Source organism: uncultured Aggregatibacter sp., from assembly GCF_901873365.1.
Lineage (GTDB): Bacteria > Pseudomonadota > Gammaproteobacteria > Enterobacterales > Pasteurellaceae > Aggregatibacter.
Map to the genome: position 1 here is coordinate 1 of NZ_CABFLM010000104.1, position 23585 is coordinate 23585.

Genomic DNA, 23585 nt, shown 5'->3' on the forward strand with positions numbered 1-23585 from the left:
ATTTTATGCTATGCACACGCATCGTTCTTCCATCTGCTGATCTGACAGAAACACTCGCATTGGCATAATTTACCGAAGTAATATTCTTTTCTCTGGAAGATTTATCTGCAATGACTGAAAAATGAAGAAACCAATCTAAAGTAAACCAATTTGAAGGGTAGTTTTTATCCGGATAAGCAATATAATCGACTTTGGTATTTATAATATTTTGTCTTGTATTGCTAATATAAATACTTACCGCATCGGCCACACGCTGATGATTATCAACATGAGTAACACGTCCATAGGAAATATCCCCTAAAAAAGGATCTAAAAACCATAATCGGTGGCCTAACGAAAACACATTATCGTCAATAATTAATTCATCAATGACTTTTTCGGCAAAATTCTCCGGTAGAAACACAATATAATCAGAAGTTAAATGCATATTGCTATGGCGACTTCCTTCATATCCGTCTTTCGAATAACATTTCAAACGAGAAGAAGGATAATGATCCAATAACCGATTTGCCGATGAAATTAATGCCGAGGCCGTGGTAAAACGATCTTTTGTCTCATCATAGCCTACGGCTTCTAAACCGTGAGCTTGACGAATTAAATTGAGTTCTTTCAATGCCCGTCTTTTCTCTAATTCCGTCACCTTGCCGGCATAACAGTTATCCACATCCGGAAAACGTTGATAGCTTTTTTGTAACATTTTTAATGCTTGGCTTTCGGCTTTCTCTTTTTCGCCTTCATTTCGGTAAGTAAATTCACTGGAACGAAGTGAATACGTTTTCCCAACTTCAGCAGATACGAAAGTCGAAATAAAAGAAAAATATAAAAGAATAAATAAAAATTTCATCATCTCTCTCTTGTCTTAAAAAGCACGCTATTATACTAATTTAGTGATGTTATCCAATACTTTGTTTTCTTGATTAATATCCGCATGAATATGAAACGCGTTTGCCAAATGCTCAACCGTTAATACGCTTGTCGTTTCTCCGCTCGCAATGATTTTTCCTTGATTCAATAAAATCACTTCGTCACAGAATTTATAGGCTAAAGAAAGGTGGTGGATTGCGACCACGCAGGTGTGGATAGGCGTAAGGGATTTCAGTTGTTCCATCATATCGATTTGATAAAACGGATCGAGGGCGGCAATGGGTTCATCAGCAAGCAATAAAGGGGCATTTTTGATACAACAACGGGCAAGTTGTACACGGGCTTTTTCGCCGCCGGAAAGTTGGCGAAAGGATTTTTCTAATAAATGTGAAACGGAAAACATTTCTGAAATCGACCGCACTTTTTCTTGTTCTTTGGCTCGGTTAAGCGGATTGGGTAACCCCAACGCGATAACATCATACACAGATAAATCCCAGTGAATTTCCGTGTTTTGTGCAAGGTAAGCTAACTGTTGGCTTTTTTGTTCCGCGCTCATTGTGGTTAATTTGTGATTGTCGAACCAAATTTCACCGCTTTTGATAGGCAAAATACCAGCGATGGTTTTCAGCAACGTTGATTTGCCCGCACCGTTAGCGCCCATAATGCCGACCAATTTGCCCGTTGGGATAGTGCAGTGAATGCCTTTTAAGCCGTAAGGTTGGGAGAGATTCTCGATTTTAATCATAAAGTTACCTTGCCAATCGCCGTTGTTCCGTCAATAAAATCCAAATTAAACACGGGGCGCCGATAATTGCCGTAAGTGTGCCGATGTAAATGTGAGAGAAAAACGGCACATATTGCACACAAAGATCCGCAATTAGCAGCAATAAAGCCCCAAATAAGGCACTTGTTATGTAAAGTTGTGATGGGCGTTGCTTCAATAAAATTCGTGCAAAGTGCGGTGCGATTAAACCGATAAAACCGATGGCACCCGTTTGCGGAATGGTTGCGCCGACGAGCAACGCAACGCCAAAGGTGGTGATAAAAAAACTGCGTTTTGGATCGATCCCCATGGTGCCGGCGGTCTCTTCACCGAAACTGAGTAAATCCACATAACGACGTTGGCGATATAAGCAAACCAAACCAAACAAGACAATCAGCAGTGAAATTAACAAAGTATCAAGCTTCGCCCACACCAATGAGCCTTGTAACCAACGGTAAAGCTCCGCCAACGCCCAAGGGCTTTCGGCGTTAGATAACAACAACGCAATGGCGGCGCCAAGCAACATATTCACCGCCAAACCACTGAGGAGCATCATGGTCGTGCCATGATTTTTGGCAATGGCATACACCAATAAAAAACTCGCTAGTGCCCCCGCAACACCGCCGAACAGCAATACCGTAAATGGCACAGAAAAATAATAAAGAATCAGCACACTGGCAGCAGTTGCCCCGGCGCTACTGCCGAGCAAACCGGGACTTGCCAGTGGATTTTGGAAGATACCCTGCATGGCATTGCCCGCAAGGGCAAGACAGGCGCCGGTTAAAATCGCTAAACCAATGCGTGGCACACGAATATCCCACAGCACGAGAGAACGCATATCAGTCAGCACCCCATCCGCATTTTTAAGCTGTGCAAAATCGCCGAGTTGATGATAAAGGGCGATGCCTGTTATCAACAGTAAGAATGAAAAAAGTGCGGTATTTAATTTTTGTGTTTTTGTCAATGGGCTATTTCCTGCGTAATCCAAAGATCATTGGGTATATTCTTTGTTTTAATGTTATCAAATCTCTTCCTTAGATTTAACAAATCTCCCCTAACCCCTCTTTACTAAAGAGGGGAATTTCATTATTGAATGAACCCTAGATGGCATATTTACCGTTTTTATATATGAATGATTAAAATAAAAACATCAGAATGATAAGTTATCGATACAATAGTCCCCCTCTTTAGTAAAGAGGGGCTAGGGGAGATTTGTCTCATTCAAGGGAGATTTGTCTCATTCAGAAAGATTTGTCGAATTCCATGACTTCCATTGTTGATAAATCCTCTCCGCCCCCTGCCACACACCGTGATCAAAGCAATAAGTATATTTCATCGGAATACGAAAGTGCGGTCGATTTTCAAAGTGTTTTTTTAACAACGGATGATCAAACAATTCTGCCTGTTCGTTATAACTTTGTTGATCGGTAATTTCGATCAACCAGTTAGGTTGGGCAAGCAGCACTTTTTCCAATGAAAAATTTTGCGGGGTCAATGGGTATTTTAACGGTGTTAAACCAAGCAATGTTAATAGCACGTTATATTGCGGGAAAATGGGCTCCACTACGCCGGTTTCCGATAACATTAGCGTATCGGTCAATGTCACATCCAGTTTGGTCTTTTGTGATTTTAATTTTGCCACCAACTGTTCCGCATGAGCTTCATTACCGGTGATTTTCCCGAGTTGCAATAGCAGTTCAAATAATTCTTCAGCGGTTTGCGGGCTGTCATTAATCGGCACAATTTTTGCGCCAAGGCGTTTTAAATCGGCGACCAATTGCGGATAAAAGGTTTCATTAAGCAACAGGGTTTTATCCAAATAAGGCAATAATGCGGTAAGTTGCGGTTCAATGGTCGGTTTATCCCGGTTAATTTTATCTAGCATCATACGCGGATTTTGAGAGTAAGGCGACATTGCCGCGATTTGTTCCGGACGGGCAATTTCCGCAAGCAGTCGATCGCTGCACAAGGTGAGCGACACAAATTGCTCGGTATGTGCAGAAAAGGAAAGAAAAAGTGCGGTGAAAATAACGAATGTTTTTTTCATATAACGAAGGCGGGTTTTCAGCCCGCCATGATTAAAAAATTCATCGGACCAAAGCCCGCCTTACAATTAGAACGATCCTCTCAAGCCAACATAAACATTACGCCCGTCTTGACCATAGCCAAGGACGTTTTCGTATTTTTTATTGAATACGTTGTTAAGATTTGCGTAAACCGTCAAACTCTCCGCCACTTTGTAATTCACGCCTACGTTTGCCAAGGTGTAAGATGGCAATTTCACTTTATGTGTACTGTAGCTTGGTGAATAGTAGGTATCCATACGTTTGCCGGTGTAAGACAAATTCACATCTGCGCCCAATTTTTCAGTAATCTGATAGGCTAAGCCTGTGTTGGCTAAATGTTTCGGACGGCGTGCCAATTCAATCCCTTTGCTGTCTCTGGTTTGGGTATATGTATAGTTCGCATAAGCGGTTAATACATCTGTGATTTTACCATTGTAAGCCACTTCAAGACCTTTAACCTTGCTCTTCCCATCAAGATTGACGGCACGGCTTGCATAGGTGACGGAATTAATCACTTCGCTACTAATCGTATTTTTCACGTTACGCGTGAAATAAGTGATATCAACGCTATGGCGGTGATCATCTGTTTCAAATAAGAAACCAACATCGCCCCCTACGCTTTTTTCCGGTTGTAAATTTGAGTTGCCGATATAGCGTGCGTTATAGCCGTAATATTCCGTAATTGTCGGATTTTGAATTGCTGAACCAATGCTTGCGTGTGCTTTCACATTGTTATGTAAGCGATAAGCCCCGGCAATACGGCCTGTCCATGAATTTTCGTATTCAGAGCTATCAGTGTAACGACCACTCACATTCAAACTATGATCCGCATCGTGTAATAGGCGATATTCTGCTGCGACGCTTTTCTCAATAAGCTTTTTATTACCCGCATTATTGAAATAAGACGAATTAAAATCTGTTTTTTGATAGTCTGTTAAGAAACTTAAACCTTGCGTGATGGTGCCTTCACGATCGAAATTCACATCTAATTGATAATTCGCATTGAGTTTTTTCGCATCGTAAGCTGAAGCATAGCCAACCGTATCGCTGTCAGTTTTGATATGGCTTACGCCAACTTTATGTTTAAGCAATTCATCGCCATTACCTAAGAAACCACTTAATTTAAATAAGGTATCACGTGTGCGAGTGTAATGACCTTTTTCATCTGTTGCACTGTTATCAAAGTTAGCTGTTTGACTGCTATGAGAAGTTAAGAAATCAAAGCCTTTTTGGTTATCGTCATAGCCAAAACGAAGAGAGGTATTATCACGGTGGAATTTATCGCGCTCACTTGCTCCACCGGTACTGACCGCTGTGCCATCTTGTGCCGTGTAGTTAAAACGGTCTTTGCTGAGTGCTGAAATACCTTTGGTGTGGTGGCTGTCACCATGTAAAGCATAATAGAAATTGTTGTTTGAGCCTGAAAGGGTTAATGAACCATCAACAGTGCGGTGAGATCCAGTGCCAAAATCATAGTCAACATTGAAGGTTTTGCCTTTTTCTAGGCCTTTTTTGGTGGTGATATAAATCACACCGCCCATTGCATCACTTCCCCAAAGCGCAGATTGCTCACCGCGTAAGACTTCGATGCGTTCGATGTTGCTTAAAGCTAATCCACCGAAATCAAAACCGTAGCCGGAAACCGGATTGGCTTTTACACCATCAATAATCACGGCAGTGTGGTTTGCATCCGCACCACGTAAAAAGACGTTGGTCAATGTACCACGACCGCCTGAAGTGCTTACGGCAAGGCTTGGCACGGTTTTCAACACATCACTCACATAAGTCGCGTTGCGCTCGGCAAAATCTTTTTCTGTGAGAACGGTGACTGATGACGCGGTTTGGTCTTGGTTTACCGGTGCGGCATACGCAGAATAAACGACAATCGGAGCTAATTCGGTTTTTGTGTTTTCATTGGCGAATGCTATCGTTGGAAGGGCAAATAACATTGCAGTGGTGATGAGATTTTTTTTCATTTTAGAGGTTTCTTTAAGTTAAAAAATACGATTTGCCATAAAAAATGGCGCCCTTTTTTCAGGCGCCACATGATAGCACAGGAAACAAAAATTACTTACCCTGCGCCACAAAATCTTCAATATTTTGCGCGACTTTATTCACTAAGGTGGTGACCGCGGAATCACTCGCCCACGCAATATGCGGCGTGATTAATAAATTTGGTAAGCGTTTTGCCGCTTGGATTAACGGATTATCTTTTTCCGGTGGCTCTTTGACCAACACATCCAAGGCTGCACCGGCAATTTTGCCGTTTTCTAGCGCCTCTAACAATGCAGCTTCATCCACCAACGGTCCACGACCGGTATTGATGAGATACGCCGTCGGTTTCATTAATGCCAACGTTTCAGCATTGATTAAATTTTTGGTGGTGTCGGTTAACGGGCAATGCAGCGTAACAATATCCGCTTGTTTCAATACGGTTTCAAATTCAGTGTAGCCTTCACGAATGTGGCTTGCGCCTTTGTGTTCCGCATACAATACGTTCATGCCCAATAATTGCGCCAAACGCCCCACTTCTGTGCCTAAGCAACCCTTACCAAATACACCTAACGTCGCGCCACGCACATCTGTTATCGGGTAATCGGTGTAGCAGAACTGTCCGCAGGTGGCCCAACGATCAGAGGTCACTTGATCGCGATGATACCCAATAAAGCTATGTTTTAATGAGAAAATCATGCCCAAGACATGCTCCGGCACGGCCACACTGGAATAACCGGGCACATTTTTTACGGCAATGCCGAGGTCTTTCGCAGCGTCTAAATCAATGTTGTTGGTACCGGTCGCCGTAATGGCGATGAGTTTTAATTTTGGTAATCGGCTTAATAATTCTCGGTCAAACACCACTTTGTTGGTCACCACAATATCGGCGTCTTTGGTGCGTTCAAAGGTTTCCTCCGGCAAAGTGCGGTCATATTCCGTCCAAGTGTGTGGAAAGCTTGGGCGTGGAATATCATGGCTTGCGGGAATACTGGTACGATCGAGAAAAACAATGTTCATCAAAAACTCCTTTAGTTTCACAACGTTTGAATATCGCGTCTAACCTTAAAGAAGTCCTTGCGCAAAAACAAGGGAGAGAAAGGATTTTTGTGGTTTGTGTGATCCCGATCTAAAAAATGCAGCGAAAAAGCACCGCACTTTGATGGCGATTCTTAAGAGTCCAGCAACCAATTTCGCAAAATTTGCTCACCATATTCCGAAATATAGGATTCCGGGTGAAATTGCACCCCGTAAATCGGCAACGTTTTATGCTGCATGGCCATAATGATGTTGTCATCACAACGGGCGATAATTTGTAATGCGCTTGGGAAATTCTGCTCACTTACTGCCCAAGAATGGTACAAACCGATTTGAAAGGTTGGTGGCATATTTTTAAAGAGAAGGGATTCCACCACACACTGCAACTGCTTAGCTTGCCCATGACGTGGGAACGGAAGATTATGTAATTCTGCGCCAAAAAATTCGCATAACATTTGATGCCCTAAACACACGCCCAAAATGGATTTACTGTGCTGATAACGTGCCAGCAACTCAAATAATTGCGGATAAGCGCGCGGCACATCCGGGCCGGGAGAAATCAATAAATGAGAAAAATCGCCCACGGCATCTAAATCCAGTTCTTCCACATTGACTACTTGAAATGGCACGTTCAACCGGCGGATATAATCCACTAAGTTGAACGTAAAAGAATCATGATTATTGATGATCAGTAGCGACATAACATCTTTCTCTGAGGGCTAAGTAGGCGGTGAAGTATATAATTTTATGGCAATTTAAGCTAAAATTTTCGCCGATTTTTCACGAGATAATGTTATGTGGCAAGATTTTATTCAACAAGCAAACCGATTTGGCGAAACAAAAACACCCTTCTTCTTTTTAATCGATTTTGAGCAACAAAAACCGATATTGTGTCCGTTAAATGAAATGGCTGAACAAGGGATTTTCGTCCAATTTCCAGACTATACCAACGTGAATTGGCGGGAAGATTTGCCGCATAAAACATCACCGATGCCACCTTTTTATTTACATAAACAGCCAATGAATTTTGCCGACTATCAAAAAGGCTTTACTTTGGTGCAACAGGAACAGCACTTTGGCAATTCCTATTTGCTGAATCTGACCTACCCGACACCGATTGAAACCCATTATTCACTGCGTCAACTCTTCCAATACAGCCAGGCAAAATACAAGTTGTTGTTCAAAGACCAATTTGTGTGTTTTTCACCGGAATGTTTTGTCAATTTATACGACAACCAGATTTTCACTTATCCGATGAAAGGCACCATTGATGCCACGCTACCCCATGCCCAAGCCACCTTGCTCAACAATCAGAAAGAACAGCGAGAACATTACACCATCGTGGATTTAATGCGCAATGATTTAGCCACCGTCGCTGAAAACATTCAAGTGACTCGCTTTCGTTATGTGGAAGAAATCCAAACAGAACGCGGCGCCATTTTGCAAACTAGCTCCGAAATTCGTGGTGAATTGGCGGAAAACTGGCAGAAAGGAATCGGCTCTCTTCTTGCCAAACTGTTACCCGCCGGATCTATCAGTGGCGCCCCAAAAGAAAAAACCGTACACATTATTCAACAGGCGGAACAACAACCTCGCGGCTATTACACCGGTATATTCGGTATTTTTGACGGTGAGAAGTTACAAAGTGCGGTGACAATTCGTTTTATTGAAGACACAGAAAAAGGCTTTGTTTTCCGCAGTGGTGGGGGCATTACCATCCAAAGTGACGCACAGGAAGAATATCAAGAATTAATTCAAAAAGTGTATGTGCCACTACAGAGAGCTTAACCATGGAATTTCCTTTATTTGAAACCCTTGCCATCGAACAAGGCAAGATCCGCAATATCGAACGCCATCAACAACGCTACGAACGCAGTTTACAGGCGTTTTATGGCAAACAAAGTGCGGTCGTTTTTCCCCACGTTTTTCAACTTGCCGAACATATTCATGTCCCCGTCGAACTGGCTACCGAACCGCTGATTCGTTGCCGAATCGATTACAATGCCGAGCAAATTCAATGCCGCTATTTTCCTTATCAGCGTAAACATTACCGCACCTTTAAACCGGTTGTCTGCGACCACATTGACTACGGCTTGAAATTCGCTGACCGCACTTTATTAAACGAATTACTCGCGCAAAAAGGCGATTGTGATGAGATCATGATCATCAAAAACGGGCATGTCACCGATTGCACTATCGGCAACCTTATTTTCCGCCAAGGCACACAATGGTTCACCCCCGACACGCCACTCCTTGAAGGCACCCAACGGGCGGCATTATTAGACCAAGGTCGCCTAAAAGTGCGGTCAATTTTAGCCACAGATTTGAGTTTGTTTGAAGAAATCAGGTTGATCAATGCGTTGAATGGATTGGAATAACAATCCGCACGTAAAACGTGCGGTTTTTAGGCTCCCCTATAAGGGCTTGTGAAAGCTGGCAACCGTGTTTATTTTTTAGTAAATCGTAGCGTGCAACTTGTTGCACGAAATCATGAATGCCCGAAAGGGTTAAATAACGTACCGTGCGTGGTTTGGTCGTGCAACAAGTTGCACGCTACGAGGGGTTAAATAAAAAATCTGCACCTTAATTCGTTGGAAGTGACTCCGACTTTTGGGGTGCAGATTGTAAATTACGCTTTTTTGTTTGTGTTATTTTTCAAATGCTTAATTTTCTTGATTACGTTCGATGTAGAAAAACCATTCTCAAAATTCAGCACTTTCACATCGCCACCGTTTGCCCAGACTTCTTTACTACCGGCAATGTCTTCCGGTTTATAATCACCGCCTTTCACCAATAAATCTGGCAAGACTTCACCAATTAAACGTTGCGGCGTATCTTCATCAAAGGCAACCAACCAATCCACAGAAGAAAGTCCGGCAAGTACCGCCATTCTAGAGGCTAAATGATTAATCGGTCGTTCTTCGCCTTTTAAGCGTTTTACCGATTCATCCGTATTCACAGCAACAATTAAACGATCACCTAGCTTACGGGCATTTTCTAAGTAAGACACGTGACCAGGATGCAAAATATCAAAACACCCGTTTGTCATCACGATTTTCTCGCCACGATCTTTTGCCAATTTAACGGCTTGTTTCAATTCAGCTTCGGTCATCACACCAAAACCGGTTGTAGTTCGCCCATGAATCGCATTTTCCAACTCGACAGTTGAAACGGTTGATGTGCCCAATTTACCCACCACAATACCGGCGGCTACGTTGGATAAATAACAGGCCTCTTCAAAACTACGGCCATCCGCTAACGCGATTGCAAGCACACTGATCACCGTATCGCCTGCCCCTGTCACATCAAAGACTTCTTTGGCCTCTGTCGGCAAATGGAATACCGGTTGATTTGGACGCAATAAGGTCATGCCTTTTTCAGAACGTGTCACCAAAAGTGCGGTGAGATTGATGTCTGAAATGAGTTTCAGCCCCTTGTCAATAATCTCTTGTTCGGAATGACATTTCCCCACGACCGCTTCAAATTCCGACATATTCGGTGTTAACAAAGTGGCTCCACGATAACGTTCAAAATCCGTCCCTTTCGGATCGATCAACACCGGCACATTGGCATTACGCGCAATTTGAATCATTTTTTGTACATCATTTAAGGTGCCTTTGCCGTAATCCGAAAGCACTAAAGCACCGTAATTTTTGACCGCACTTTCTAATTTTTGTAATAAATTTTCGCTTGTTACATTTTGAAAGCCTTCTTCAAAATCAAGACGTAAAAGCTGTTGATGACGGGATAAAATACGCAACTTGGTAATCGTTGGATGGGTAGATAATTGGACAAAGTTACAATCAATTTTCTGTTGTTGTAATAATGTGGTTAATGCAACACCCGCCTCATCCTGACCGGTCAAACCAAGTAACTGTACCGGCACATTTAATGACGCAATGTTCATCGCCACGTTCGCTGCACCGCCTGCGCGCTCCTCATTTTTCTGAACGCGTACCACCGGCACCGGCGCTTCCGGCGAAATTCGATTGGTCGCACCAAACCAATAACGATCCAACATCACATCGCCTAATACCAAAACTTTTGCCTGATTAAATTGTGCAGAATATTGAGCCATTTGATTTTCTCTTAACTGATTGAAATAAAAATTTCGCTAATATTACCACAGCAAAAATGCTATTTCCCCAAAATTCCGTTAAACTAAAAACCTATTGAAGTCACCCTGTAATCCTTATGGCAAAATCCGTTCTTCCAACATTTAAAATTGAATTTCTCCATCCCAAACACTGGGGCTTTTGGCTCGCTCTCGGTATTTTCCGCTTAATTCTACTTCTGCCCTACCCTATTTTATGCAAAATTGGCAATGGATTAGGTTGGCTCTTTGCGAAAACCGGTGTGGGCAAGCGACGCGCTAAGATCGCGAAACGTAATCTGGAACTTTGCTTTCCTGACTGGTCTGAACAACACATTCATCAGATTTTACAAGCCAACTTACGCGCCACCGGAATGGCGATTATTGAAACAGGTATGGCGTGGTTTTGGTCTGATCATCGTATAAAAAAATGGTCAAAAATTGAAGGGCTTGACTATTTAAAAGACAATTTGGCAGACGGTATCATTTTCGTCGGCGTACATTTCTTAACGCTGGAATTGGGCGCTCGTATTGTTGGCATTCATCAACCTGGCATTGGCGTTTATCGCCCTAACGACAACCCATTGTTTGATTGGCTTCAAACACAAGGGAGATTACGTTCCAATAAATCGATGCTGGATCGTAAAGATCTCCGTGGCATGATTAAGGCGATACGAAATGGCGATATTATTTGGTATGCACCGGACCACGACTATGGTCGAAAAAATGCCGTTTTCGTGCCGTTCTTTGCGGTTCCTCACGCTGCAACAACAACAGGCAGTTATTACTTATTAAAGTCTTCTCCAAACAGTAAAGTGATTCCTTTCGCGCCACTTAGAAACGCAGATAATTCCGGCTATACGGTCACCATCTCTCCACCGGTGGATTTTTCTGATTTGCATGATGAAACTGAAATTGCAGCAAGAATGAATCAAGTGATTGAGAAAGAGATTATGAAGGGGGTTGAACAATATATGTGGTTACATCGTCGTTTTAAGACACAACCGAATGAAGAAAACCTCTATAGTGAATAAACTTTAACAATATTTCTCATAAAAAAAGTGCGGTTAAAATCCATTTTGTTTTTTAACCGCACTTTGTTTTATGTGTTGATTGATGTCTGTTCTAGTTAGCCATTAATGCCTTTGAACAATGCTTTGGCTTTCACTTGCTTACCTTCAGCTTCATTTTTCAGGTCTTCTTCAAGTTTAGAAAGCACTTCTTCACGATACCATTTCGGGTGGTGTTTTTTCGCCCAGCGAACAGTTACCCAACCCTCAACAATGCCACGAATGGAACCTTTCACCCAAAATGCCATATACATATGCACTAAGATACCGGTGAACAACATGAATGCACTCGCAGAGTGAAGAAGAATCGCAATTCTCAATACTGGGATAGAGAAATAATGCGAGAAATATTGACGCCACATAATAATGCCAGTCACAAGCAAGGTTACCATTGCCAAATTTAATGTCCAGAATAACATTTTTTGACCCAGGTTATACTTGCCGTTATCAGCAACAGCGTGCTCATTTCCCTTTAAGACTTCCAACATCCCTTTTGCCCAACGAATATCGTTCTTCTCCGGAATATTATGATCCCAGTAAAGATAGCCGAGATAAATAAAGGCAAAGAACATTAAGATACCGGTGAACGGGTGGATTGCCCGAGCCAATTGTGGTGTCCCTAAAATCTCAGTTAGCCACGCAAAGTCCGGGAAGAAAAATGCCACCCCGGTGAACATCGTCATAAAGAAGCAGATAACAAGTAGCCAGTGGCTTAAACGCGCAGGCGTTCTATGACGAATGATTCGAGTATCATTGCTAATCTCAATCTTACTCATCTTTGCCTCCTTTGTCTGCTTCTTCAAATTCATGGTGATGATCTTCCACATCTTCTTCTACGTTTGGACCCACTGTTAAGTAGTGACCAATTTCAGCCAAGGCTAAACCGCCCATGGCAACCGCAGCAACCGGTTTCAAGATATCTTTCCATAAAGTAATGCTTGGGTCGATTTGCGGATCTTTCGGAAGACCGGAATACAATTCAGGTTTATCCGCATGATGTAACACATACATCACGTGTGTGCCACCCACGCCTTCCGGATCGTAAAGACCGGCATTTTCATAGCCACGTGCTTTAAGATCAGCGATGCGTTTTTCCGCATAGACTTTCATTTCTTCTTTAGAGCCGAAACGAATTGCACCGGTCGGACAGGTTTTCACACAAGCCGGTTCTTGTCCCACAGAAACACGGTCAACACAAAGGGTACATTTGTACACACGATTGTCTTCCGGATTCATACGTGGAATGTTGAACGGACAACCTGCGATACAGTAACCACAACCGATACATTTGTCAGATTGGAAATCCACGATACCGTTCGCATATTGGATGATCGCACCCGGTGCCGGACAGGCTTTTAAGCAGCCCGGCTCTTGGCAGTGCATACAGCCATCTTTACGAATTAACCATTCTAAACGATCGTTTTCTTCTACTTCGTTAAAGCGCATCACTGTCCATGCTTTTGCATTGAGATCTACCGGGTTATCGTAGATCCCCACACATTGTGCATTAACGTCAGAACGAATATCATTCCATTCTGAACAACCCACTTGACAAGCTTTACAACCGATACAGGTTGTTACGTCAATGAGTTTTGCTACTTCAACTTTATGATCACGCGCACGCGGTGCCGGTGTTAAACCGGACGTTGCGGAGATCTTAATAATATCTTGCGTTTGAACGCCTTGAGCAGTTCCTGCCATATTATGCCTCCGCCTTTTCGATATTTACCAAGAATGTTTTGTATTCCGGTGTTTGCGTGATTGCCTCACCCCAAGATGGTGTTAAGGTATTAGTAGAGAATCCACGGTTACCTTTACCATTTAAGGCTTTCATATTCCAGTGAATCGGAAGACCTACATGGTGTACGGTACGTCCATCGATTTCTAAATCTTTCAAACGTTTCGTTACCACTGCAACAGCTTTAATATAGCCACGGCGAGAAGTAATTTTCACCATATCACCTTTTTGGATGCCTTTTTCTGCCGCCAATTTTTCACCGATTTCCACAAATTGTTGTGGTTGTGCAATGATATTTAACGCAGATTGTGCCGTCCAACTGTGGAAATGCTCGGTTAAACGATAAGTGGTTGCCACATATGGGAAATCTTTATTTGAGCCGATAAATTCACGGTCTTCTTTATAAATACGAACAGTCGGATCAGAGACCACTTTCGGGTGCAATGGGTTCGTATCAATCGGACTTTCGATCGGTTCATAATGCTCAGGCATCGGACCATTTGCAATTTTATCTACTGCAAATAAACGCCCTACACCTTCTGCGGACATAATAAATGGACCGGTGTCGGAACCTGGTGGTTGTGTGCCATAGTCAGCGACATCAAACCAGTTCCAGTTTTTACCATTCCATTTAATTAATTGACGGTGTTTATCCCAAGGATTACCGTTAATATCCAATGAAGCACGGTTATAAAGAACGCGGCGGTTTGCCGGCCATGCAAAGCCCCAACCTAAAGTACAGCCTAAACCGGATGGGTCAGAGTTATCACGGTTTGCAGTTTGGTTACCTTTTTCTGTCCACTGACCGGTATATAACCAGTTACCGGCAGAGGTTGTACCGTCATCACGCAAGTGTGCAAAGCCACTGAGTAATTGACCTTTTTTGTACATTAAATTGCCGTTAGCATCATACAGATCTTCAAGTGCATAACCATTTAATTCTTTGGCTAATTCTTCCGCACTTGGTGAATGAGGAATACCATAATTCCATGTCATGGCTTCAAAAGATTCAATACCGCGACCGCCTTCTTTCTTATAGAGCTCGTGCATTTCTTCACGAATCATCGAAAGAATATCTGCATCCGGTAATGCTTCGCCCGGTTGGTCACAAGATTTTTCATGCCATTGCGCCCAACGACCGGAATTGACGATAGAACCGTCTTCTTCTGCGAAACAAGTGGTTGGCAAGCGGAATACTTCTGTTTGGATTTCAGCAGAATTCACGTTATTTGATTCGCCAAAGTTTTTCCAGAATTCAGAAGATTCAGTTTGAAGCGGATCCATCACGATTAAGTATTTTAATTTGCTCATACCGGCAACGGTTTTGTTCTTGTTCGGTAATGAGTTTAATACGTTGAAACCTTGTAAGATCCAACCGTTTAACTTGCCTTCATTCATTAACTTAACATTCGTGATAGGGTCGTATAAGCGGTCTGCTTTTGGCAAGAAATCGAAACCCCAACCGTTTTCTTTGGTGGCTTTATCACCATAGAACGTTTTCATCATACTCACGAAGAATTTCGAGGTATTACGATAATAGTTTACTTGGTTTGGTACGATATCTTTCGGTGTAATCGCATTGATATACTGCTCATAAGAGGTATCTTTGTCGTTTGGTAAACGCATATAACCCGGTAAAGACATAGGCAATAAGCCCATATCCGTTGTACCTTGTACGTTGGAGTGTCCACGTAATGCATTAATACCACCACCCGGCATACCCATATTACCTAGGAGCAATTGGATCATCGCCATAGAACGAATATTTTGCGTACCGATTGTGTGCTCGGTAAAGCCTAACGCATATAAGTGCGTCATGGTTTTATTCGGTGCAGAGGTTTTACCAATTTCTTCACAGATTTGTAAGAAGGTTTTTTGTTTCACACCGGTAATACGTTCAACCATTTCCGGCGTGTAGCGAGAAACGTGATCTTTCAAGATATTAATCACACAGCGTGGATCTTGTAAGGTCATATCACGTTTAGCATGGCCATTTTCATCGAATTGGTAGTTCCATTTAGATTTATCGTAAGTGTGTTTTTCTTCATCAAAACCTACGAATAAACCATCTTCGAATTTGAAACCTTCATCCACTAAGAAGGACGCATTGGTGTAGTGTTTAACGTATTCGTGTTGAATTTGATTGGTTTCCAATAAGTAACGGATCACACCCATTAAGAATGCAATATCAGAACCGGAACGAATTGGTGCATGAAAGTCAGCAACAGAAGCCGTACGGTTAAAGCGCGGGTCAACTACGATGAGTTTCGCACCGTTTTTCTTCGCTTCAATTGCCCAACGGAAGCCAACAGGGTGGGCTTCAGCAGGGTTCCCCCCTTGAACAAGAATAAGATTGGCGTTTTTGATGTCAACCCAGTTATTTGTCATGGCACCGCGACCAAATGATGGAGCAAGACTTGCTACCGTTGGTCCGTGTCAAGTATTCGCTTGGTTACACATCGGCACCATGCCCAACATCCGCACCCATTTATGAGTTAGTAGTGCGGCCTCGTTGCTCATGGCGGAGGCGGTCATAATCCCTGTGGTTGTCCAACGGTTAACCGTTTTGCCACTCGCATCTTTTTCAACGAAGTTGGCATCACGGTCATCTTTCATTAGACGGGCAATGCGTTTAATTGCATCTTGCCAAGAAATGCGTTCCCATTTATCGGAACCCGGTGCACGATATTCAGGGTATAACGCACGGCTTTCACTATTGATATAGTCTAAGGCACCGGCACCCTTCGGACATAATGCCCCACGGCTGACCGGATGATCAGGGTCACCTTCGATATGGAACAATTTAGAGCGGGTATTGGTTGAGGTATGACCGCTTAATGTATTAGATGGAATACCTGTACTATACATCAACATACCGCAGCTTACGGCACAATATGTACAGGTTTGACGCGATTCTTTCGCACGCAATAGTTTGTATTCGCGTGGTGCAGCTAAGGCTGTGGACGGTGCAAAACCTAACATCGCAACGGATGTTCCGGCCATACCGCCAGCACAGACCTTGAAGAATTTTCTTCTTGAGATCTGCATAAATACTCCCCACAATCAACAAAACTTGTTGTTGATCTTTGTTTAATGTTTAATAGTTATAAATCACATTTGAGTAGATAACTTAGTCATCGATTTTGTTAAAATAGTATTACAATTAAACGCCACCGAGACTAAACCTAACGTAACAAGAGATACGACCTATCTATTCGTTAGCATGCGCTAGAATACCTATTTTTCAAACATAAATCTATAATCACTAATAATTAAAAGGGCAAAAAAAATTGAGTTGGATCACAAAAAGAACAATTAATTTTATCAAAAATTTAACAAATCCGGCGACATCGGACAGTGGCATCATCGTCACCGAAAGACAGGATACCTTGGCGAAAGAAGTGCCTGTTGCCCTCGTGTATAACGATATCGCCCATACCGTCATGATGTGTTCACCACGAGATTTAGAGGATTTTGCCATGGGCTTTTCCCTCACAGAAGGCATTATCGACAAGCCGGCGGATATTTATGGCATTGATATCGAGGAAGTGTGTAATGGTATGGAAGCCAGAATTGAACTGGCGACCCGTTGCTTTGTGGCATTGAAAGATCACCGTCGCACCTTAACCGGACGCACCGGTTGTGGCATTTGCGGTGCAGAACAAATTCAACAGGTATATAAAAACGTTGCAAAATTAGACCACACTTTAACGTTCAACATCCGCCAATTCGATACTTGCTTGCAACAATTATATGAGGCACAAGAACTTGGCAAGCAAACCGGCTCCACACATGCCGCGGCATTTTTTTCTGCAGAAGGGAAACTACTCGCCATTCGGGAAGATGTCGGTCGCCATGTGGCATTAGATAAATTATTGGGATGGCACGCTAAAGCTGACACGCCACGGGGGTTTATCGTTGTCACCAGTCGCGCCAGTTATGAAATGGTACAAAAAACCGTTTCTTGTGGTATTGAAATGCTTGTTGCGATTTCTGCCGCAACGGACCTCGCCGTACAAATGGCGGAACAATATAATCTAACCCTTGTTGGGTTCGCCCGAGAAGGTAGAGCAACGATCTATAGTGGTAAAGAAAGATTACTGACTCCCCTCCCCTAATTCATTCGAACATGAGATTTATCAAAAAAATCCCCCGCACTTTTTAGCTCGGGGGATTTTTATTTTCCAGTTGAATTATGGATTAACGAATTTTTCGCCTAATTCAATATCTGCACGCAATGTTGGCAGCATCGCGTCTAATGCTTGTTGCTCAAACGCACTGAGTTTACCAATTGGCAGAATTTCTTCTACGCCTTCTTTACCGAAACGAACCGGTTGAGCAAAGAAGCGAGCATATTTACCATCGCCTTCCACATAGCTACATTCAACCACCGTTTCGCCTTGTAATCCGCGCACTACCGCATTGGCAAAACGTGCCGCTGCTTGAGCCATGGATAAGGTTGCAGAACCGCCACCGGCTTTCGCATTCACCACTTCAGTACCGGCATTTTGAATACGTTTGGTTAATGGTTCGATTTCCTCCTCTTTCCATTCCACGTATGGCACTTGAGATAACAAAGGAAGAATGGTCACGCCGGAGTGTCCGCCAATCACCGGTACGGTTGTACGATAAACGTTTAAGCCTTTTAATTCGGCAACAAAGGTTTCAGAACGAAGCACGTCTAATGTGGTCACGCCGAATAATTTACGTTTGTCATAAACACCGGCTTTTTTCAAGACTTCCGCGGCAATCGCAACAGTCGTATTTACCGGGTTGGTAATAATCCCAACACAGGCTTTCGGACAGGTCACAGCGACTTTTTCAATTAAGTTGCGTACGATGCCTGCGTTAATGTTGAATAGATCTGAGCGATCCATTCCCGGTTTACGTGCGACGCCGGCAGAAATCAGCACGACATCCGCGCCTTTTAATGCAGGTGTCGGATCTTCACCGGCAAAACCTTCCACTTTAACCGCGGTCGGAATGTGGCTGACATCCACAGCAACGCCCGGGGTTACCGGTGCAATATCATAAAGTGATAGCTCGGAACCTGCCGGCAACTGTAGTTTTAGCAATAATGCTAATGCTTGACCGATACCGCCTGCGGCACCTAAAACGGCAACTTTCATTTCATTCTCCTCATGTCGCAAGAAATGGATAGTTAAAAATTTGTGAGAATTGTACGCTCCCCTATTTTTAAATTCAAACGGGCAAATGCAAATCTGTGAGCAAATTCAAATTTTTTCTGCGAATACAAAAAGGAAAACCGCTTAATAACGTTTTTGCTGACTCTGAGCATCCTGTTCCCGCAACCAGTCCAACTTCTCCTTAATCTTAATTTCCATGCCTCTTGTGGTAGGAAAATAAAATTGTGTGTCTTTAAGTTCTGGTGGGAAATAATTTTCACCGGCGGCGTAGGCGTTGGGTTCATCGTGGGCATAACGGTATTCGGCACCGAAGCCCAAATCTTTCATGAGATTGGTTGGCGCGTTACGAAGGTGTTCCGGCACATCAAAATCAGCCGATTCCATCGCCAATTTTTTCGCGGCTTTGAAGGCGAGGTAAACCGCATTGCTTTTCGGTGCAACGGCTAAATACACGATAGCTTGTGCAATGGCGCGTTCACCTTCGGCGGCACCAACACGGGTAAAGCAATCCCAAGCGGCAAGGGCGACTTGCATTGCGCGCGGGTCAGCATTGCCCACATCTTCCGAAGCAATTGCCAACAAACGGCGTGCCACATAAAGGGGATCACCGCCGGCAGTGATAATGCGGGCATACCAATAGAGTGCCGCATCCGGTGCGGATCCGCGAATAGATTTATGCAGCGCGGAAATGAAATCATAGAAACGGTCGCCCTGTTTGTCGAAGCGCGCTTGGCGTTCACCTAAGACTTCCGTGAGTAAAGTGCGGTCTAAAATTTTGCCGTTTTTCGATTCGCCCGCCATGTCCACCATCATTTCCAAACAGTTCAACGCAAGGCGTGCATCGCCGTTGACGTATTCTGCTAAAAGCGACAACAAATTCTCCTGCAAATCTAACCGCACTTTGCCCAAGCCATTGTCCGGCTCATCAATGGCTTGTTGCAACACGCGCTCAATTTCCTGCGTGGAAAGGGGTTTGAGAATATAAACTCGCGCACGAGAAAGCAACGCATTATTTAATTCAAAGGAAGGATTTTCTGTGGTGGCACCAATAAAAATAATAGTGCCATCTTCGATATGAGGCAGAAACGCATCTTGCTGGCTTTTGTTGAAACGATGCACTTCGTCCACAAACAAAATGGTGCGCAAACCCGCCAATTTATTTTGTTTGGCTTTTTCGATAGCTTCGCGAATTTCTTTAATGCCGCTGGTGACCGCAGAAATTCGCTCCACTTCCGCCTGAATGCGTTGCGCGATAATTTCCGCCAACGTGGTCTTGCCGGTGCCTGGCGGCCCCCAGAAAATCATGGAATGAACATAGCCTACCTCAATCGCTTTACGCAACGGTTTACCTTCGCCCAACAAATGAGACTGGCCGCAATATTGCGCCAAAGTAGTTGGGCGCATTCTGGCGGCTAAAGGGCGAAAGTCATTTCCGTTGAAATCAAAGCTAAAATTAGACATGGTTCAATTCGCTTATTTTTTACGTTGGTCGTCCAATTCTATACCCTTTGGAACGGTGAATTTAAACAAACTGCCATCTAAATTTTGGTTGGTAATATTGCGCAAAATATATTGATTAGACTGCCCGTCTTTCTCAATAGTACTAAAACCTTTTAATACGCCATTTGGATCGATACGAATATCAAATTGCTTGATATTGCTGTTTTTGGCTTTCGGTTTTAACACAAACCTGTCATCTTTTTGTTCCACCGTATATTGCGCCCAATGGCTTTTGTCATTACTGGTGAGCAACACGAACGGCGTATTATTTACCGCATCTTTTACCCAATTGGCCGTCACTTGTTCCACAAACGGGTCATAAAACCAAAGGGTTTTCCCATCGGCAATAATTTGGGTTTCTTGCGGTGATTTGGTGTCCATGCGGAACAAATTCGGACGTTTGATTCGTAATTTTCCATTACCTTGTTGTACGTTGCTGCCGTTTGCCGACATCACCGTTTGAGCAAAATCCGCACTCAATACACTCACTTTATTTAAGCGATTTTGTAACTCAATATCGGCATTTGCCCACGCCATAGAGGCCATCGCAAAAAGAGAAAGTGCGGTGAGTTTTTGGCGTATTTTTTTCATAACATAATTCCTTTTTAACACAATGCGTCAGGAAGACGGAATTACCGCCAACGCAGTTTTACACGTGGCGCATTATAGCCAGAACACCTGACGAAATGCAAAATCAGCAATGCACTTCTTGTGCGTTCACACAGATTCAGATTGACATAAAACAAAAAGTGCGGTCAAAAAACACCATGAATTTTAACCGCACTTTGACGTTCTCAAATACGCGATTGAGCTTAGTCTAAACGTTTGAACATTTTTAACCAATCTGCTTTAAATTCACGGCGCATATTATTGATCGCATCGATAATATCGTGGTGAACCAGCTGTTCATTTTGAATCCCAACGCAATAGCCGCCTTTACCTTGCAGCAACAAGTCAATCGCATAAACGCCCATGCGGGAGCCGAGGATACGGTCGAAGGCACAAGGCGAACCGCCACGTTGGATATGACCTAAAATGGTGGCGCGGGTTTCATGGTGAACGCGTTCTTCAATTTCTTTTGCTAACTCATTCACATCACAAATTAACTCGGTAATCGCAATAATCGCATGGCGTTTACCTTTAATGATGCTGCGTTCAATTTGGCGAATCAGTTCTTCGCGGTTAAATTCCACTTCGGAAGCCACGATATATTCACAACCGCCGGCAATCCCTGCGGAGATCGTCAAGTCGCTACAGTGGCGCCCCATGATTTCTACGATGGAAATACGTTGGTGGGAACTGGAGGTATCACGTAAACGGTCGATCGCTTCAACTGCTGTTTCTAAGGCAGTTTGGTAGCCAATCGTATAGTCGGTACCGGCAACGTCGTTATCAATTGTGCCCGGAATCCCAACGCATGGGAAACCGTGTTCTTCGGTCAGCAGTTTTGCTCCCATATAAGAACCGTCCCCACCGATCACGACTAACGCATCAATCCCATGAGAACGTAAAATATCGGCGCATTTGGCGCGGACCTCAGGATTTTTAAATTCCGGAAAGCGGGCAGAACCTAAACAGGTACCGCCACGGTTGATGATGTCGGATACGCTATAACGGGTTAATTGCTTAATGTTGTTGTGGTATAAGCCATAATAGCCGTCATAGATACCATAAACTTCTAACCCTTCAGACAACCCTGCGCGAACCACTGCGCGAATTGCCGCGTTCATGCCCGGTGCGTCTCCACCGCTTGTTAGTACTGCAATTTTTTTGATCATGCGTTATTCCTATTAAAATATAAAAGAATGAATATTAAAAACTGTATAAATTATATCACTTTTTTATCTAACTGCATTTCCTGTTGCACAACAAATGTGGGTTCCGGATGAATCACAATATCACTGCGCGGAAATGTCTTACATAGGCAACGTTCCAAATGTTCGGTGATATCATGGGCTTCAATAAAAGACAGTTCATCGGCTAATTCTAAGTGAAATTGAATAAAACGAATGGCGCCGGAACGACGGGTTCGTAACGCATGAAACCCGAGGATGCGTGGATCTTGGGCGATTTCTTGGTTAAGCACCGCGTTAATTTGTTCAATTTCCTCCGGTGGCAACATTTGATCAAGCAATAACTGTGTTGAACTAAACAGCATTTTGGCTGCATTTAATAAAATATAAAGGGAGATTAAAATCGCAAAAACTGCATCTGCCCATAAAATACCGTGCACACTTAAGCCTAAGGAAATCAAAATGGCAAAGTTCATCAGCAAATCTGTTTGATAATGCAACCGATCCGCTTTAATTGCCGGGCTATCTGTTTGTTCAATTACGCGTCCTTGATACCACACTAATAATAGTGTCGCAAAAATGGAAAATACGGTGACCAACATACCCAGTATTGTATTGTTCAAGGCTTGCGGGGAATTAAAACGATGAATGCCTTGTAATAACAAGAAAATCGCCGAACCGGAAATAAACGCACTTTGCACGAGCGAAGCCAGGGATTCCGCCTTGCCATGCCCAAAAGAGTGATTATGATCCGCAGGCATTAAAGCGAAACGCAAAATCAGCATGTTCATGAACGAAGCCAATAAATCCAACATGGAATCGGTAATAGAGGCGAGCATACTCACCGAACCGGTTTGCCACCAAGCGATACCTTTCGCGATAATCAAAATCAACGCCGTGATAATGGCAAAATTGGCCGCTTTTTTGACTTGCGCGGAATATTCTACAGCAGACATTAAGCTTTACACGATAACAGCCAATCGGCTTTCATTAACTGTTTCATTTCTTTTTCCACCACGTATTTTTTCAGGTGGTTAATAACCCGTTTTCCGTTCATATTCATCATCTTATGATTTTTAGGAATCTTTAATGAATATTGATATTGCACAAAGCCACAAAACGGCAGCTCTTTGCCTTTCGCCACATCAATTTGCCAATCTTTATTTTCTACAGAAGGCTCATAAATCACATAAGCATAAAGCGTATTATCCTGAGCATAGAGGTGGAAATTTTTTATCCCGGTGTTGGTATAAATCCGTTTACGCCAGTCAATACGTTCCTGTAAAGTGCGTTTTTGTTTGTTACGATCTAACAAAATTTCCACCGCACTTTGCCAATGCTGTGCGCTTTCGTTCGGTAAGACATAAAAATAACGAACGACCGACTCCAGGTCCTGTTTCGTGGCTAAATGATAGGTTTTCTTGTTGTGCTCTACCGTTTCAGGCGCATTAAGTTGCGGTGGGCTGACACAGGCCGATAAAAAAAGTGCGGTTAAAATAACAAGTGTTTTTTTCATCATGT

General features: G+C 43.2%; 21 protein-coding genes. 4 read left to right on the forward strand and 17 right to left on the reverse strand.

Annotated elements, in window-relative coordinates; all coding sequences use genetic code 11:
* From QZ106_RS08835 to QZ106_RS08865, 7 genes are all read right to left on the reverse strand, one after another.
* Positions 1-844, reverse strand: an 844-nt coding sequence (locus QZ106_RS08835; RefSeq protein ID WP_295976492.1) for a CAP domain-containing protein, incomplete at its 3' end; no start/stop codon positions are given.
* Positions 845-874: 30 nt separating this feature from the next.
* Positions 875-1609 carry an ABC transporter ATP-binding protein gene (locus tag QZ106_RS08840; RefSeq protein ID WP_295976493.1) on the reverse strand — a complete coding sequence of 245 codons (735 nt, stop codon included), beginning with the start codon at positions 1607-1609 and terminating at the stop codon, positions 875-877.
* 4 nt (positions 1610-1613) lie between these two features.
* Positions 1614-2591 carry an iron ABC transporter permease gene (locus QZ106_RS08845; RefSeq protein ID WP_295976494.1) on the reverse strand — a complete coding sequence of 326 codons (978 nt, stop codon included), beginning with the start codon at positions 2589-2591 and terminating at the stop codon, positions 1614-1616.
* Between the two features lie 273 nt (positions 2592-2864).
* Positions 2865-3674, reverse strand: coding sequence for a helical backbone metal receptor (locus tag QZ106_RS08850; protein WP_295976495.1), 810 nt, complete (start codon positions 3672-3674; stop codon positions 2865-2867).
* A 66-nt stretch (positions 3675-3740) separates the two neighbouring features.
* The gene (locus QZ106_RS08855; RefSeq protein WP_295976496.1) at positions 3741-5669 is read right to left on the reverse strand and encodes a TonB-dependent siderophore receptor; all 1929 of its coding nucleotides are present in this window, start codon (positions 5667-5669) and stop codon (positions 3741-3743) included.
* Positions 5670-5760: 91 nt separating this feature from the next.
* Positions 5761-6705 carry a 2-hydroxyacid dehydrogenase gene (locus QZ106_RS08860; protein WP_295976497.1) on the reverse strand — a complete coding sequence of 315 codons (945 nt, stop codon included), beginning with the start codon at positions 6703-6705 and terminating at the stop codon, positions 5761-5763.
* Between the two features lie 152 nt (positions 6706-6857).
* Positions 6858-7424 (reverse strand): anthranilate synthase component II, encoded by a 567-nt coding sequence (locus QZ106_RS08865; protein ID WP_295976498.1) that lies wholly within the window; start codon positions 7422-7424, stop codon positions 6858-6860.
* Between the two features lie 94 nt (positions 7425-7518).
* Here QZ106_RS08865 and QZ106_RS08870 point away from each other — a divergent pair, with 94 nt between their 5' ends.
* A complete protein-coding gene (locus QZ106_RS08870) occupies positions 7519-8511 on the forward strand; it encodes an aminodeoxychorismate synthase component I (protein ID WP_295976499.1) in 993 nt (330 codons plus the stop codon).
* Positions 8512-8513: 2 nt separating this feature from the next.
* The gene (locus QZ106_RS08875; protein ID WP_295976500.1) at positions 8514-9101 is read left to right on the forward strand and encodes an aminotransferase class IV family protein; all 588 of its coding nucleotides are present in this window, start codon (positions 8514-8516) and stop codon (positions 9099-9101) included.
* Between the two features lie 251 nt (positions 9102-9352).
* Here QZ106_RS08875 and hldE read toward each other — a convergent pair whose 3' ends face one another.
* Complete coding sequence (hldE, locus tag QZ106_RS08880; protein WP_295976501.1) at positions 9353-10801, reverse strand: bifunctional D-glycero-beta-D-manno-heptose-7-phosphate kinase/D-glycero-beta-D-manno-heptose 1-phosphate adenylyltransferase HldE; 1449 nt, start codon at positions 10799-10801, stop codon at positions 9353-9355.
* A gap of 116 nt (positions 10802-10917) precedes the next feature.
* Here hldE and QZ106_RS08885 point away from each other — a divergent pair, with 116 nt between their 5' ends.
* A complete protein-coding gene (locus QZ106_RS08885; protein ID WP_295976502.1) occupies positions 10918-11850 on the forward strand; it encodes a Kdo(2)-lipid IV(A) acyltransferase in 933 nt (310 codons plus the stop codon).
* Positions 11851-11945: 95 nt separating this feature from the next.
* Here the strand turns inward: QZ106_RS08885 and QZ106_RS08890 are convergent, their stop codons facing one another.
* Genes QZ106_RS08890 through fdnG form a run of 3 tightly spaced genes read right to left on the reverse strand, consistent with a single transcriptional unit; the run spans position 11946 to position 16672 of the window.
* The gene (locus QZ106_RS08890) at positions 11946-12662 is read right to left on the reverse strand and encodes a formate dehydrogenase subunit gamma (protein ID WP_033002614.1); all 717 of its coding nucleotides are present in this window, start codon (positions 12660-12662) and stop codon (positions 11946-11948) included.
* Positions 12655-13587, reverse strand: coding sequence for a formate dehydrogenase subunit beta (gene fdxH, locus QZ106_RS08895; protein WP_021616427.1), 933 nt, complete (start codon positions 13585-13587; stop codon positions 12655-12657). The genes QZ106_RS08890 and fdxH overlap by 8 nt, the downstream gene beginning before the upstream one ends.
* A 1-nt stretch (position 13588) precedes the next feature.
* Positions 13589-16672 carry a formate dehydrogenase-N subunit alpha gene (fdnG, locus tag QZ106_RS08900; protein WP_295976503.1) on the reverse strand — a complete coding sequence of 1028 codons (3084 nt, stop codon included), beginning with the start codon at positions 16670-16672 and terminating at the stop codon, positions 13589-13591.
* Between the two features lie 266 nt (positions 16673-16938).
* Here fdnG and fdhD point away from each other — a divergent pair, with 266 nt between their 5' ends.
* Entirely contained in the window at positions 16939-17742 is an 804-nt protein-coding gene (gene fdhD / locus QZ106_RS08905) for a formate dehydrogenase accessory sulfurtransferase FdhD (RefSeq protein ID WP_295976548.1), read from the forward strand.
* A gap of 75 nt (positions 17743-17817) precedes the next feature.
* Here fdhD and mdh read toward each other — a convergent pair whose 3' ends face one another.
* The 6 genes from mdh to QZ106_RS08935 form a co-directional block, all read right to left on the reverse strand.
* Positions 17818-18753, reverse strand: a complete 936-nt coding sequence (gene mdh, locus QZ106_RS08910; RefSeq protein WP_295976504.1) for a malate dehydrogenase — start codon at positions 18751-18753, stop codon at positions 17818-17820.
* Between the two features lie 141 nt (positions 18754-18894).
* Positions 18895-20232 (reverse strand): replication-associated recombination protein A, encoded by a 1338-nt coding sequence (locus QZ106_RS08915; RefSeq protein ID WP_295976505.1) that lies wholly within the window; start codon positions 20230-20232, stop codon positions 18895-18897.
* A 12-nt stretch (positions 20233-20244) separates the two neighbouring features.
* The gene (gene lolA / locus QZ106_RS08920; RefSeq protein ID WP_295976506.1) at positions 20245-20862 is read right to left on the reverse strand and encodes an outer membrane lipoprotein chaperone LolA; all 618 of its coding nucleotides are present in this window, start codon (positions 20860-20862) and stop codon (positions 20245-20247) included.
* 221 nt (positions 20863-21083) lie between these two features.
* Positions 21084-22049, reverse strand: coding sequence for a 6-phosphofructokinase (pfkA, locus tag QZ106_RS08925; RefSeq protein WP_209362051.1), 966 nt, complete (start codon positions 22047-22049; stop codon positions 21084-21086).
* 50 nt (positions 22050-22099) lie between these two features.
* Positions 22100-23020, reverse strand: a complete 921-nt coding sequence (locus QZ106_RS08930; RefSeq protein ID WP_295976507.1) for a cation diffusion facilitator family transporter — start codon at positions 23018-23020, stop codon at positions 22100-22102.
* Positions 23020-23580 (reverse strand): hypothetical protein, encoded by a 561-nt coding sequence (locus QZ106_RS08935; protein WP_295976549.1) that lies wholly within the window; start codon positions 23578-23580, stop codon positions 23020-23022. Before QZ106_RS08935 ends, QZ106_RS08930 begins: the two co-directional genes overlap by 1 nt.
* Positions 23581-23585 lie beyond the last annotated feature (5 nt).

Excerpts from the sequence above, each read along its gene's own strand:
- QZ106_RS08840 (WP_295976493.1), bottom strand. The coding sequence starts at position 1,609 with ATGATTAAAATCGAGAATCTCTCCCAACCTTACGGCTTAAAAGGCATT.
- QZ106_RS08850 (WP_295976495.1), bottom strand. The coding sequence starts at position 3,674 with ATGAAAAAAACATTCGTTATTTTCACCGCACTTTTTCTTTCCTTTTCT.
- QZ106_RS08855 (WP_295976496.1), bottom strand. The coding sequence starts at position 5,669 with ATGAAAAAAAATCTCATCACCACTGCAATGTTATTTGCCCTTCCAACG.
- QZ106_RS08860 (WP_295976497.1), bottom strand. The coding sequence starts at position 6,705 with ATGAACATTGTTTTTCTCGATCGTACCAGTATTCCCGCAAGCCATGAT.
- QZ106_RS08865 (WP_295976498.1), bottom strand. The coding sequence starts at position 7,424 with ATGTCGCTACTGATCATCAATAATCATGATTCTTTTACGTTCAACTTA.
- QZ106_RS08870 (WP_295976499.1), top strand. The coding sequence starts at position 7,519 with ATGTGGCAAGATTTTATTCAACAAGCAAACCGATTTGGCGAAACAAAA.
- QZ106_RS08875 (WP_295976500.1), top strand. The coding sequence starts at position 8,514 with ATGGAATTTCCTTTATTTGAAACCCTTGCCATCGAACAAGGCAAGATC.
- hldE (WP_295976501.1), bottom strand. The coding sequence starts at position 10,801 with ATGGCTCAATATTCTGCACAATTTAATCAGGCAAAAGTTTTGGTATTA.
- QZ106_RS08885 (WP_295976502.1), top strand. The coding sequence starts at position 10,918 with ATGGCAAAATCCGTTCTTCCAACATTTAAAATTGAATTTCTCCATCCC.
- QZ106_RS08890 (WP_033002614.1), bottom strand. The coding sequence starts at position 12,662 with ATGAGTAAGATTGAGATTAGCAATGATACTCGAATCATTCGTCATAGA.
- fdxH (WP_021616427.1), bottom strand. The coding sequence starts at position 13,587 with ATGGCAGGAACTGCTCAAGGCGTTCAAACGCAAGATATTATTAAGATC.
- mdh (WP_295976504.1), bottom strand. The coding sequence starts at position 18,753 with ATGAAAGTTGCCGTTTTAGGTGCCGCAGGCGGTATCGGTCAAGCATTA.
- QZ106_RS08915 (WP_295976505.1), bottom strand. The coding sequence starts at position 20,232 with ATGTCTAATTTTAGCTTTGATTTCAACGGAAATGACTTTCGCCCTTTA.
- lolA (WP_295976506.1), bottom strand. The coding sequence starts at position 20,862 with ATGAAAAAAATACGCCAAAAACTCACCGCACTTTCTCTTTTTGCGATG.
- pfkA (WP_209362051.1), bottom strand. The coding sequence starts at position 22,049 with ATGATCAAAAAAATTGCAGTACTAACAAGCGGTGGAGACGCACCGGGC.
- QZ106_RS08930 (WP_295976507.1), bottom strand. The coding sequence starts at position 23,020 with ATGTCTGCTGTAGAATATTCCGCGCAAGTCAAAAAAGCGGCCAATTTT.
- QZ106_RS08935 (WP_295976549.1), bottom strand. The coding sequence starts at position 23,580 with ATGAAAAAAACACTTGTTATTTTAACCGCACTTTTTTTATCGGCCTGT.